The following is a 13612-nucleotide window of genomic DNA, read 5'->3' on the forward strand; positions in this document are numbered from 1 at the left end:
GTTACAGCGTCCCCTCGACCGCGTTCGCGAAAATCCGGCTGTATTCGGCTGCGGTGAACGGAATCGGGTTCGTTCCGGCGGATCCGTCGACGATGGCCATCTCGCCCACCTTCTGCGCCTCGCTCGCGTCGATGCCGATGTCCGCGAGCGCGTGCGGAATGCCCAGCGAACTGCGCAGGGTCAGCACCCAGTCGAGGAACGCGGCGAACGACGGATGCGGCAGGGCGAGATAGCGCGCCAGCAACTCGATCCGGTCGGCAATCGCCGGTTCGTTGGCCTTGAGCACGTACGGCATCAGGATCGCATTGAGCATGCCGTGGTGCGCGTCGTACAAGGCGCCCAGCGGATGCGCGAGCGCATGCATGGCCCCCAGCCCGCGCTGAAACGCCGTCGCCCCCATGCTGGACGCCACCAGCATCTGCAGGCGCGCATCCAGGTCGCGGCCGTTCTCCACCGCGCGCGGCAGAAACTGCTGGATGAGGCGGATGCCCTCGGCCGCAATGCCCGCCGCCATCGGATGGTAGAACGGCGAACACCAGGCTTCGAGATTGTGCGAGAGCGCATCCATGCCGGTTGCCGCGGTCAGCTTCGCCGGGAGACCCACGGTCACCTCGGGGTCGAGTATGACGACGGCGGGCAGCATCTTCGCGTGGAAGATGATGCGCTTCACATGAGCTTCCTCGTCGGTGATGACGGAGGCACGGCCCACCTCCGAGCCGGTTCCCGCCGTGGTCGGCACAGCCACGACCGGCACCATGCCGGCCACGTTCACGCGCAGAAAGTTGTCGCCCACGTCTTCGAAGTCCCACAGCGGGCGGTCCTGTCCCACCATGAGCGCGACGGCCTTGGCCGCGTCGAGCGCCGAGCCGCCGCCGAAAGCGATCACGCCGTCGTAGCCGCCGGCCTTGAAGATCGCCACGCCGTCTTCGACATTCCTGCCGGTGGGGTTGCCCTTGATGTCGTGGAAGAGTCCGCATTCGAGGCCGGCCGATCTGCAATGATCGAGCGCACCGGCGATCACGGGCAGCGCGGCAAGACCCGGATCGGTAATCAGCAAAGGCCGGCGCACGCCGAGGCTTGCGCACCATTGCGGCAATTCACGGACACGCCCCGCACCGACCTTGACCGCGGTCGGGTAATTCCAGTTCGCAGTGGGAAGTGACATACGCTGTTTTCCTCGGGAATCCGGTTCAGAGGGTGGTTTTCAGGTGGAAAGACTTGGGCCGCGTGAGGTGCTCGTAGCCGACCACCGACAAGGTCGCGCCACGGCCCGTATTCTTGACCCCGGTCCACGCCAGCGCGGGATCGAGATAGTCGCAGCGGTTCATGAAGAACGTCCCGGTTTCGACACGGCGGCCAATCGAGAGCGCGGCTTCTTCGTCGCGCGTGAACACGGCGGCCGTCAATCCATAAGGACTGTTATTCATCAGCTCGATGGCGGCTTCGTCGCCGGAAACCGGCATGATGCCCACCACGGGACCGAAGCACTCGTCGTTCATCAGCGTCATGCCGTGATCGACGTCCACGAAAATACCCGGTGCCACGTAGGGCGTGCCGGCGCGTGCCATTTCGAAGCGCTTTTCGTCAACGACGTTTTTGGCGCCTCGGGCGAGCGCATCGGCAATGACTGCGCGCACACCGTCTGCGGCTGCCGTCCTCACAACGGGCCCCAGCGTCGTTTCGGCATTCAGCGGGTTGCCCAGCACGTATTGATTCGTCAGTGCCGCGGCACGCTCGACGAAGTCCTTGTACAGCGGCTCGGCCACGTAGATGCGCTGGATGCCGCAACACGACTGGCCCGAGTTGAAAAAAGCGCCATCCACAAGCGTTTCGACGGCGTGCTCGAAGTCGGCATCGGCTCTCACGTAGGCGGGATCGTTGCCGCCCAGTTCGAGACCGACACCGATGAACCGCCCGGCCGCGCTCTCCTCGACGACACGCCCGCCGCCCACCGAACCGGTGAAACAGACGAAGCCGATCTCGCTCGCCCGGATCACGCGCCGTACCTGCTCGTGGTCCAGATGCAAATACTGGAACACGCCCTCGGGCACGCCGGCCTGAACGAAGGCGTCGTATATCAGTTCGGCGCACAGCGGCGTTTGATCGGAGTGCTTGAGTATGACCGCGTTACCGGCCACGAGCGCAGGCACGATGCTGTTGACAGCCGTGAGCAGCGGATAATTCCACGGCGCGATGGTGAACACCACGCCCACCGGCTCGCGCGAAATGAAGCGCGTGAAGCCGGCCTGCGGACTCACCTGCACAGGCTGCAACGCCTCCTGCGCAATCGCCATCATGTGACGCGCCCGCGCGGCAAAGCCGTCCACTTCTCCCGGCGTATAACGAAGCGGCCGGCCCATCTGGCGCGTGATCGCCTCGGCAATGGCGGCCTTGTTGTCCACGAAACGATCGACGGCACGGCCCACGATTTCGAGCCGCTCGCCAAGCGGGCGCGCCGCCCACGCCTTCTGCGCAGCCGCTGCGCGCTGCAATGCCGATTCGATCTGCGATTCGCTCGCATACGGACGTCGCACGAATGCGCTGCCGTCAATCGGGCTGACGGTAACCAGTTCTTCCTTGCTCATGGCGGATAGCGTCTCCGGAATCAGATAATCTCGAAGTAGCGGGCCAGTTCCCAATCGGTCACATGGCGGCGGAACTGCCGTTCCTCCCACTCGCGGGTGGCGGCGAAGTGCTCGACGAAGGCATCGCCAAAGAGGCTCCTTGCCGCATCGGACTGGCGCAGCCGCTGCGCGGCGTCCCACAGCGTATTGGGCAACCGCAGTTCGGGCTTGAACTCCTGGGTATAGGCGTTACCCTCCACGATCTGCTCGGGATCGAGGCGCTGCTCGATCCCGTACAATCCGGCGCCCAGCGCCGCCGCCAGCGCGATATACGGATTCGCATCCGCCGAACCGATGCGCACCTCGATGCGTTGCGATTTTTCCGAACCCGGGATCAGGCGCAAGGCCGTGGTGCGATTTTCCACGCCCCATGTTGCATTGAGCGGAGCCCAGTAACCCGGCACGAGCCGCGAATAGCTGTTGACGGTCTGCGCGAACATCGACATGAATTCGGGCAGGTAGCGCTGCACGCCCGCCATGAAGCTGGCCTGCCTCGCGCTCATGTTGAAGGGACGCGCTTCGTCGTAGAACACCGGCTTGCCGGTGCCGGCCTCGCGCAAGGAAAGGTGAATATGGCCGCTCTGACCCGGCAGGTCGTGCGACCACTTGGCCATGAACGTCGCCATCAGATCGTTCTTTTGCGCGAGCGCCTTCGTGAACGCCTTGAACAGCATGGCCTTGTCCGCCATGTCGATCGCGCGATCGACAGCCAGCGCCGCCTCCAGCACACCCGGGCCGGTTTCGGTATGCAGCCCCTCGATCGGCATGTCCATCTGCTCGCTCAGTTCGAGCAGTTGCCGATAGAAGTCTCCCTCCACGGTGCTGCGCAAGACCGAATAGCCGAAGTTGCCCGGCGTCCAGGTCTTCAGATTGCGGTAGTTCTTCTCGCGCACGGAGTGCGGCGTTTCGTCGAACATGAAGAACTCGTATTCGAGCGCAGCCAGCGCTTCGAATCCCATCTCCCCGGCGCGCTTCAATACGCGGCGCAGCACGCCTCGCGGGCAAACCGCTTCGGCATCGCCCACGAATTCGGCGAGGAAAAACAGCATGTCTTCGCCATTGCCCTGTTCGAGCGGCAAGCGCCGGCAGCTCTCCGGAATGATGCGCACCGTCGCATCGGGATAGGCGGTGTGCCATCCCGTGTAACTGGTGTTGTCGTACATCTGGTCGTCGACGTCCCAGCCCAGTACGACATTGCAAAAACCAAAACCCGTGCGCAGTACGTTGAGGAATTTATCCTTGCGCAAATACTTCCCGCGCAGAATGCCATCGACATCGGACAAACCGACCTTGATATGCGTCAGCCGGCTCGCCTCTACCAGCCGAATTGCGTCTTCCACGGTCTTGATCGCCCGTTCCGGCTTCTCGTGTACTTTCATATCCGATGCCTCCGCCATGCGTCTTCCCTCTGGTTAGCTAGCCGTGAAATTCTGGCCGTCTTTCGATAATGCTCAGTTATCCTTTTTAGTTTCCGGATCATGCATTACGAAATGCTTGTGGACGGTAATTCGTTCCGGAAATGTCTTCGATACATAGCTGGCATGCCCCAGGGTCAACCCTGATCGCCTCCGCTTCAGCAGGCTATGGATCCAGTGTAGAAAGCCAGAATATGAAGCGTTATCTAAAATCGGCAAATTTCATTCCGCCCTTACATGGCGCACTACATTGCGCACTATTAAGCGTTCGCCGATAAATCCGCACCGCTCGAATCCCACGCTTTATGGCTAACCATAGTCCGATGACATCTCGACGATTCCGGACCAAGTTTGCCGAATCTTGATAACACCTGTGAATTTTGCGTTCCTAGCATAAGTTCACGGTCCTCCACCGGGCCGTTGCGAAGCGCGCGAAACATCTACCCTGCCTTACAGAACTGAAATGTCTCGCTGCGGCCCATCGGCCATGCAGCGGTCGAATCCATCCAGCATGCATCCCGGCTATGGCCCGAATCGAATCGGAGCGTCAAGGAGACGGTCAATGAGCGAAGCTTCCCAAAGTCAGCATATCGGCACGGTTACACACCACGAACTCCGGCAATCGCTGGGGACGTGGCAGTTGTGGGGTATTGCAGTCGGGCTCGTGATTTCCGGCGAGTACTTTGGCTGGAGCTACGGCTGGGCGAGCGCCGGCACGCTCGGCTTCGTCGTGACGTCGATCTTCATTGCCGCGATGTACACGACGTTCATTTTCAGCTTCACCGAACTGACCACCTCGATCCCGCACGCGGGCGGCCCGTTTGCCTATGCACGCCAGGCGTTCGGACCGACCGGCGGCTATCTGGCCGGCGCGGCCACGCTGGTGGAGTTCGTGTTCGCGCCGCCGGCCATCGCGCTCGCCATCGGTGCCTATCTCCATGTGCAATTCCCCGGGCTCGAACCGAAACACGCGGCCATGGCCGCGTATCTCGTGTTCATGGTGCTGAACATCCTGGGCGTGCAGATCGCGGCGGCGTTCGAGCTCTTCGTCACGCTGCTGGCCATCTTCGAACTGCTGGTGTTCATGGGCGTGGTGTCGCCCGGCTTTCGCTGGGAGAACTTCGCCAGGGGCGGCTGGGCCGGCGCGGATCACTTTTCGCTCGGCACCCTGCCGGGCATCGTCGGCGCCATTCCGTTCGCGATCTGGTTCTTCCTCGCCATCGAAGGCGTGGCGATGGCCGCGGAAGAAGTCAAGAATCCGAAGCGTTCCATTCCGATCGCCTACGTGGCCGGCATTCTCACGCTCGTCGTGCTCGCCATCGGCGTGATGACGTTCGCGGGCGCGGCCGGTGACTGGACCAAGCTCTCCAACATCAACGACCCCTTGCCGCAAGCGATGAAATATATCGTCGGCGCGAACAGCGGCTGGATGCACATGCTCGTGTGGCTCGGCCTGTTCGGTCTGATCGCATCGTTTCACGGCATCATTCTCGGCTACTCACGGCAGATCTTCGCGCTCGCGCGCGCCGGCTATCTGCCGCAATGGCTCGCCAAGGTCCACCCGCGCTTCAAGACCCCGCACCGCGCGATTCTCGCGGGCGGCGTGGTGGGCATCGCCGCGATCTACAGCGACGAGCTGATCCAGTTCGGCGGGCAGACGCTCACGGCCAACATCGTCACGATGTCGGTGTTCGGCGCGATCCTCATGTACATCATCAGCATGCTCGCGCTCTTCAAGCTGCGCCGCACGCAGCCGAAGCTCGAGCGCCCGTTCCGCGCGCCGCTATTCCCCTGGTTCCCCGCATTCGCGCTCGCGGCCGCGGTGATCTCGCTCGTGACCATGGTGTACTTCAATTTCCTCGTGGCGGTGCTGTTCGCGGCGTTTCTCGCCATCGGCTACGGCTACTTCCTGCTCACGCGGAATCAACGCGAAACGGCCCCCGTGGATGCGCTGATCGAAGACTAGGCCGCCCCGCGCCGCGAAACGCCCGACTCCCCTCCCTTTTTGAAGCGCTATACTCGATTCATGGAGATGACCGCAGCCTCGCCGAACGATCCGGCCGTCAACCCTGCTGCGCAAACCTGTCCGTGGTTGCGCAGCGTCGTCTCGCACGACGCCGACGAACAGGCGAGCACGCTGATGGGCTGGCGCCAGATCTACGACCAGCTCACCGCTGGACGTTTTGTCGGCGAGCTCGCGGAGATCCGGCTCGACGACATGCGGGTGTTTCGCGAGAGCACGAGCCAGTCGTTGCGGCAAACCTGCGAAGTGCCCGAAAACACCTGCTGGTTCGGCATTCCGCTGGACCGGGACCGCGCGGGACGCATCCAGTCCAGCGTGATCGGCAAGGACGCGCTCGCGTGGCGTCCGAGCGGGGTCCAGTTCGAACTCATGACGCCGCCCGACTACGAAATCTACGGCATCGTCGCCACTCATGACGCGCTGCGCCGCTACGCCGAAAACGTGGCGCATACCGCGTTGTCCGATGCACTGCCCTACGCCGAAGTCGTCGTGATCGGCGACGAGCGGCGCGAGCAGTTGTGCACCGCGCTACATGCGGTGCTCGAAGAAAGCGCGCAAGGACAAGGCAGTCTTTCGCCTTCCGTGCGCAGCAATCTGCAATCTTCGTTGTTCACGCTGTTGTTCGACAGTGGCGCACTGCATAGCGACAAGACGCCTACGACGATTCCTTCCGGTCCGCGGCGCCAGTGGATTGTTTCCGCAGCGCGCGAGTATGTGCTGGCCAATCGTGACCGGCCCGTGGGTGTGCCCGAACTGTGCGAGGTTTTGCACGTCAGCCGGCGCACGCTGCAGTATTGCTTTCAGGATGTGTGCGGCATCGCGCCGAACCACTATCTGCGGGCGATTCGGCTGAATGGTGCCCGGCGCGATCTGCGGCGCGCGCAGCATGACGAAAAGTCTGTTCAGGACGTGGCCGCGGATTGGGGTTTCTGGCACCTGAGCCAGTTCGCGCTGGATTATCGCAAGCTCTTTGGCGTGCGGCCTTCCGATACGCTCAAGAGCGCTATTGGTGAGGATTACGATTTATCGTGATCGTGTTTCGTGTTGTCGTGTCGATCTGCCCAGGTTGCTGCAGTCTACGGCGTGACCATTCCTTTGTCAGTCGCCGCCTTGACGACCGTTTGACACACAAAAGGAACGCATCAACCACGAAACGACTATTCGTTTAAAAGACATTTTAGCTCATCAAAAAAATCGAGGCAGCCGTATAACCCCACAAAGCAGGGTTAAAATAAAATCTATATGTGGCACAAAAATTTTAATCAAGATGATTTCCTACCTCCTCTTCGAATTTTTTATTTTGCATAGCGTCTCTGCAATTTCCCGGTGAGAACTGCCTCTCTTGAAGCAGGCCATGATCTCTTTCAGAGTATTTCCCCAAAGATCACTATGCTGTTGAAACGTAGATTTTCAGATTTTTCGTCGCTCCTTTCTTTGTCAACGTGGCCGCATCCCGGGCCGCCCAAGCCTCGCTCAGTGATTGGGATACTTCAATTTACCTGGACTATCGCGCTGGCATTTTGCAAAGCGTGACGATTTCGCAGACATTCATCCGTCAACTACACCAGTGATCAAAAATCATCTACCAGAGCCGCTCTCCGACGTACTTACTGCACAATCACGGAAAGAACCTGGTGGCTCGGTTTGGGCAACGGCCCAATTCGACTGATTTCCCGCAGTTAGCAGTATTTTGAGACTTCCCGTGCGCATAGAATCGTCACGGATTCCTTTTGTTGTATTGATCCGCCAGATTGCAGGAATCGCAATAAATATTTCACGACAAACAAAGCATGCCGAACTCATACTAGGCAATCAGGATAATTTATAATGCCTTATAACGCTTCAGTAGCCTCCACCTACGCACGTATCCATGCAAGACTCACGAGTATCGGCCGATGTGCGGAGTATGTTCGTCGCGCAATCGACAACGGCGGACAACCGATTGCCCACACTGCCCGCGCAAAGGACATGGGACATGCGCTAACCGATGCGGGCTTCGGTGAAGTGCCGAACGCCACGCCGCAGGCGGGGGACGTGGTTGTGATTCAACCCGCGCCGGGGCACCCTGACGGACATGCCGCAATCTACGATGGCCAGCGTTGGGTCTCGGATTTCCGGCAACAGCATGGGCTCTACCCAGGCCCGGCATACCGACAGGCGCGCCCGTCCTACAAGATTTACCGTCACAACTGAGGCGCAACATGAGACGCTTTCTCTATCTTGTACTCGCTGCGCTATCGTTCACGATGCCTTTGCGCAGTGCGCTCGCGACCGGTGCGGCGAATGCACCCGAAGCGCGCGCAAATGCCTTCTATTCGTGGTTTATCGCGAACGACACGGACAAGTCATATCCGCTCAATCTGCCGGCTATCGAGCAATTCGTAAGTGCAAAGACAGTCAGCCGACTTCGCGACGATTACGCACGCTCGGGTCCACCCGGTGGTGTCGATTACTTCCTCAAGGTACAGGACTATGACGGGCGCGATTGGTCCCAGCATATCGCAACCCATGGGGCAATCATGCTCGGCGACGTTGCGGTCGTGCCGGTCACGTTTGGTTCGAATGCCAAAACGAGCGTCCTCGTATTCATGCGCCGGATTGATGGCACATGGGAAATTACCAAGGTAGACGATACAGAGGACTACCATTAAATTGCCTTCAGACGGACCACGCTTCATACAGCGCGTTCTCAGCGAGTAGTCTGCTTGCGTCACTGTGCCTGGGCGGTTTCGCGACGTCCGGTGATGCTCCCAACACGTTCGTACTATTGCGCCGACACCACAACAAGAAAATGCCAAAGAAGCCAGCCCCTACCCTTCAAATAAAACCCCTTGCCCTCGCCGATTTGAACAGGTAGTCTTGCGCTGTTCTACGACGCAGCACGGGAGAGATCGTCCATCGCGACGACGCCGACGGAGCAACCGCCCCGGAAACTCTCAGGCAAAAGGACCGTGCAGCGGGAACATCTGGAGAGCGGCGCTGCACGCGCCCACCGAAGGGGAGCCTGCCACCACAGCCGGTCGGCACGCGAAACTCTCAGGTACATGGACAGATGGGGCATTGGCGCCGGTTGAGATCGGCCGGCAATGCTCAACACCACTGGACATGTCATGTCACGAATCGCCATCATTGGCGCCGGCATTACCGGCGTCACGACCGCTTACGCCCTCGCCCGCCGCGGTTGCCGCGTCACCGTGCTCGAACGCCACCGCTACGCGGCCATGGAAACCTCGTTCGCCAACGGCGGCCAGCTCTCCGCCAGCAACGCCGAGGTCTGGAACAGCCGCGCCACGGTGCTCAAAGGGCTGCGCTGGATGTTCAGGCGCGACGCACCGCTCCTGATGAATCCCAAGCCGGGCTGGCACAAATACAGCTGGATCGGCGAGTTCCTGCGGCAGATTCCGCACTACCGCGACAACACGATCGAAACCGTACGCCTCGCCCTTGCCGCTCGCGAGCACCTCTTTTCGATTGCGGAACGCGAAGGCATCGATTTCGACCACGAAAAGCGCGGTATTCTGCACTTCTATGCAACGCGCCGCGAATTCGAAACCGCCACAAAAGTAAACGCGCTGCTGCGCGAGGGCGGCCTCGAACGGCGGCCGGTCACGCCCGACGAAATACGTGCGCTCGAACCGGCGCTGCATGGCCCGTTTTACGGCGGCTTTTTCACCGAATCGGATTCCACCGGCGATATCCACAAGTTCACGCGCGGCCTCGCGCAAGCATGCGCTCGTCTTGGTGTGGAGTTTCGCTACGACACGACCGTGCAGGCCATCGTCGAGTCCGCAGACGGAACGCTTGCTGTCGGCACGCAACGCGAGGGGCAACAGGACACGGAACACTTCGACCGCGTCGTGATCTGCGCAGGCGTGGGCAGCCGCGCATTGGCAGCGTACGTGGGCGACCACGTCAACGTCTATCCCGTGAAGGGCTACTCGATCACGGTCTGCCTCGACGACGAAGCCAGCCGAAGCGCGGCGCCATGGGTCAGCCTGCTCGACGACAGCGCAAAGATCGTCACGAGCCGGCTGGGCGCCGAGCGCTTCCGCGTAGCGGGCACGGCGGAGCTCAACGGCATGAATCGCGACATCCGCGCGGACCGCATCGAGCCGCTCGTCAACTGGACCCGCAGGCATTTCCCGGGCATGTCCACCGCGCGCGTGGTTCCCTGGGCCGGATTGCGGCCCATGCTGCCGGGCATGCTGCCCAAGGTGGGCGCCGGCCGGCAACGCAACATCTTCTACAACACGGGGCACGGGCACCTGGGATGGACGCTTTCGGCAGCAACGGCCGAGGCCGTCGCACAACTCGTGAACAACGAACAGGCGAGTTCGCCGAGTTCGCCGAGTTCACCGAGTTCACCGATTGCGCCGAACCCCGGCAAACGGCAGAACCTCGCAAGCAAGGCAAGCTGATCACATTCGCCGGCTTTTCGCGAATCTCGCCATGCGCGGGGTTCGCAATCCGGTCCGACGGGCGGACACGCGCGACTCATACAGAGAAGCGCTGTCTCGCCCTCTTGTACTTTTTTTCATGAAATGAAGAAGTCCCGCGTGGATGCGATGCCCTATCCTGTTTGCGAATCCGCTCGTTTCGCAACCCAGCATCCCCGTGGAGTAATTGATGTCACGCAGAACCCATGGCCCGCGTAGGGACTACTCATACGCAGGTTTGCTTTTTCGCAAAGCAATCGGATTCTCCATTGTCTGCGGCGGGTTCACCGTGATTCTGGGACATCTGCTGTAAAGCGCTTCTCCGCGGGACGGCAGCCCATGGCAAGCCGCCCGCGCCTCCTATCAAACACTCGTGCGCTCGGCCTGCTGCTGGATCGTCAGCGATGACTTCCCGCGTGCGAACGTCCCGATCGACGCCGCTATCTCAGGCACAGCGCGATACGTGAGCAGCGAGCCGGCAACGGCGAGCAGCAGCGGAAACATCAGGTCGTGATTGGCGTGTGTGAACTCCACGATCAACACCACGGCCGTGACCGGCATCTGCATCGAAGCCGCGAGGAACGCGCCCGCGCCGATCAGCGCGCACGCGCCAGGCACGACGCCCGGCAGAAAGTGATTCCACACGCCGCCCAGCACGACGGCAAAGAGCGCACCGTTGGTGAGGCCCGGCGTGAGCAGGCCGCCCTCGGCGCCGGCTCGCAGACTCGACGCTTCGATCGCCACTTTCAGCACGAGCAGCGCCGCAGCGAGCCCCATGCCAAGACTGCCGTCGAACGAGAGCGAAGCCGCACCCTTGCCGTTGCCTGCGAGTTGCGGAAACCACGCGAGCAGAACGCCGATTGCCGCGAAGTTCAGCACTGAAAGCAGCACGAGACGTCCACCGCGCGGCGCATGGGCACGCGCGCTCGAAGTGAGCTTCACGAAACCCCAGGCCGCAAGGCCGAAGAGCGGGCCGCAAACGGCGGCCCAGACCAGCAGCGGGCCGTCCAGCACGAACGTGGGCACCAGGTACTGCTGATCGTTGCCGAGTCCGCTCCACGCCACCACGGCGGCAACCGTCGAGGTGACGAGAGCCGCGATCAGCGCCCGCGGCGCGAACGTGCCGAGCAGCACCTCGAGCACGAACACCGCGCCGCCCAGCGGCACGTTATAGACGGCGGCAAGACCTGCCCCGGCGCCGCAGGCGACCAGCAAACGGCAGTCGTCCGGCGTGAGGCCCGCGCGGTTCGCGAGATGCCCCGCCAGCAGCGAGCCGATCTCGCGCGGCGCCACTTCGCGGCCGAGCGGCGAGCCCAGCGCAACGGTCACGATCTGCAGCAGCGCATGCACGAGCGTGCTGATCACCGGCATGCGCGGGTCTTTCGCGCCCACGGCCTTGCGGATGCTCACGAGCGGACGCCCGAAGCGATAGAGGGCGGCCCAGCCGAGGCCTGCCACCAGGCCGCAGAACAGCAGCACGAGCAGCCGCCGCTCGGGCGAAGCCGCGCTCACACCCTCCAGAAAGCTCTCGTGCCCGACCCATTGCCCGATGTCGTAGCCGTAGGCGAGGTGCTGGATCGCGTGCAGCAGCAGCGCCAGCGCCATGCCGCCCAGCCCCGCGCCGACGCCGGTCAGCACGGTGACGAGCGCGAACGTGAGGGGTTTGCTGATCGTGGGGGAAGTGGGGCTGGCGTTCACGGCGGTCTGCATCGATGGATTAAGGGATAACCCGAATCGTACAGGCCCCGCGTGATGTTAATGGTGAATTATTTAGATAAATTCATGATCTAAACGCATCAAAGCCTAGAACCGGTGCCGCATGCCGATCCCGGCCACCATCTGCTGATCCGTGGACGAAGGCGTCTGCGCCGTGATGTCCGCGCCGAGGCCGGACCCGTCGGCGCTGATGTGCTGGTAGCTGACCTGCGCGTAAAGGTCCGTCCGCGTAGAAAGGAAATAGTCGGCCATTACGGACACCTCGTGCCAGCGCGGGCGATGCTCGCCGCTCGCACTGGAGAGCGTCCCTTGCGTGAACGTGTATTCGCCAGTCACGTGAAACGCCGGCGTGAGCGTATAGCTCGCGTTCAGTTCGTAGTTGCTGAAGCTCGCGCCCTGCCCGTTCTGGACCAGCCCGAGACTGTTAGCACTGTTGATCATCGTGAGGCCGGCCAGTTGCGTGCGGGTCCAGACGAAGCCGAAGCGCGCGTTGCCCACGAGATAGTTCACGCCGGCGCCGTAGATGCGCTGCTGCGCGGCCTCGAAGCTGCGGTCGTTGAGCGTAATCGCGCCGTTCGTATTGCTGCTGCCGCCGTTGTTCGCCTGCAGATAACCCACGCCGAGCACGAGCGGCCCGTTGGTGTACGAACCGCCCAGGCTGTACACGCGATTGTCGTCGAAGCCACCCGCTTCGTTCGAGAAGCCATAGAGCGCGCCGAATTTCACGCCCGAAAAGTCCACGCTCGTGTACTTGACCGAGTTGTTGACACGAAACGTGTTGTTAAGATTGTCGTTGTCGTACGGGTGCGCCGAGAAGTTGTTGCCGCCCGGATGGACGCCGGTAAAGCTGAGCGGCGCCACGTAATCGACCACCGAATCGTACTGGCGCCCGAGCGTCAGCTTGCCGTAGTGCTCGTTCGCGAGCCCCGCATACGCCTGATAGCCGAACAGGCGCCCGCCCTGGCGCGCCGAGCCGTTCATCACGCTGAAGCCGTTTTCGAGCTGGAACACCGCCGCGTTGCCGCCGCCCAGGTCCTCGCGGCCGCTCATGCCCCAGTGGCTGCCCGTGACGTCGCCGCTGCCCGCCTGCCAGACATGGTGACCAGCGGCATTGTCGTTCCAGACGAGCCCGGCGTCGATCACGCCGTAGAGCGTGACGCTGCCCTGTGCATGAACCCCGCATGCATAGACGGCCGCGCAGCTCGCGGCGAGGAGAGTCTTCTTCATGGTTCCCTTCGAATTGTCGTGGTGCGCCGTGACGCGCGAGCCGCCCGCGCGCGCACCGGCGCGGCGCTCGCACAAGGCGGGCGCCGGCCGGGTGTCGCTATTTCAGAGCGGTGTTCTGGACGGGTTGGCTGGGCCGGGGTGACGACAACGACAGGCGGCTGGCTGTGCCCT

General features: G+C 62.1%; 9 protein-coding genes and 1 riboswitch. Of the genes, 4 read left to right on the plus strand and 5 right to left on the minus strand.

The window, feature by feature from the left end:
- Nucleotide 1: 1 nt before the first annotated feature.
- Genes U5760_RS08875 through U5760_RS08885 form a run of 3 tightly spaced genes read right to left on the minus strand, consistent with a single transcriptional unit; the run spans nucleotide 2 to nucleotide 4003 of the window.
- Nucleotides 2-1165 carry an iron-containing alcohol dehydrogenase gene (locus tag U5760_RS08875; protein WP_322011146.1) on the minus strand — a complete coding sequence of 388 codons (1164 nt, stop codon included), beginning with the start codon at nucleotides 1163-1165 and terminating at the stop codon, nucleotides 2-4.
- Nucleotides 1166-1190: 25 nt separating this feature from the next.
- On the minus strand, nucleotides 1191-2585 hold the full coding sequence (locus U5760_RS08880; RefSeq protein ID WP_322011147.1) for an aldehyde dehydrogenase family protein: 1395 nt from the start codon (nucleotides 2583-2585) through the stop codon (nucleotides 1191-1193).
- A 20-nt stretch (nucleotides 2586-2605) separates the two neighbouring features.
- A complete protein-coding gene (locus U5760_RS08885; protein ID WP_322011148.1) occupies nucleotides 2606-4003 on the minus strand; it encodes a glutamine synthetase family protein in 1398 nt (465 codons plus the stop codon).
- Nucleotides 4004-4601: 598 nt separating this feature from the next.
- Between U5760_RS08885 and eat the strand changes: the two genes are divergently transcribed.
- From eat to U5760_RS08905, 4 genes are all read left to right on the plus strand, one after another.
- Nucleotides 4602-6005, plus strand: coding sequence for an ethanolamine permease (eat, locus tag U5760_RS08890; protein ID WP_322011149.1), 1404 nt, complete (start codon nucleotides 4602-4604; stop codon nucleotides 6003-6005).
- Between the two features lie 66 nt (nucleotides 6006-6071).
- On the plus strand, nucleotides 6072-7094 hold the full coding sequence (locus tag U5760_RS08895) for a helix-turn-helix domain-containing protein (RefSeq protein WP_322011150.1): 1023 nt from the start codon (nucleotides 6072-6074) through the stop codon (nucleotides 7092-7094).
- A gap of 1169 nt (nucleotides 7095-8263) precedes the next feature.
- Nucleotides 8264-8713 (plus strand): DUF3828 domain-containing protein, encoded by a 450-nt coding sequence (locus tag U5760_RS08900; protein WP_322011151.1) that lies wholly within the window; start codon nucleotides 8264-8266, stop codon nucleotides 8711-8713.
- A gap of 221 nt (nucleotides 8714-8934) precedes the next feature.
- Nucleotides 8935-9024: riboswitch (glycine riboswitch) on the plus strand.
- A gap of 148 nt (nucleotides 9025-9172) precedes the next feature.
- Nucleotides 9173-10480, plus strand: coding sequence for a D-amino acid dehydrogenase (locus tag U5760_RS08905; RefSeq protein WP_322011152.1), 1308 nt, complete (start codon nucleotides 9173-9175; stop codon nucleotides 10478-10480).
- 381 nt (nucleotides 10481-10861) lie between these two features.
- On the opposite strand, the gene U5760_RS08910 is transcribed toward U5760_RS08905, so the two are convergent.
- Both U5760_RS08910 and U5760_RS08915 read right to left on the minus strand, forming a co-directional pair.
- The gene (locus U5760_RS08910; RefSeq protein ID WP_322011153.1) at nucleotides 10862-12208 is read right to left on the minus strand and encodes a chloride channel protein; all 1347 of its coding nucleotides are present in this window, start codon (nucleotides 12206-12208) and stop codon (nucleotides 10862-10864) included.
- 93 nt (nucleotides 12209-12301) lie between these two features.
- Nucleotides 12302-13441 (minus strand): porin, encoded by a 1140-nt coding sequence (locus U5760_RS08915; protein ID WP_322011154.1) that lies wholly within the window; start codon nucleotides 13439-13441, stop codon nucleotides 12302-12304.
- Nucleotides 13442-13612 lie beyond the last annotated feature (171 nt).

The organism is Paraburkholderia sp. J12 (assembly GCF_905220215.1).
GTDB lineage: Bacteria > Pseudomonadota > Gammaproteobacteria > Burkholderiales > Burkholderiaceae > Paraburkholderia.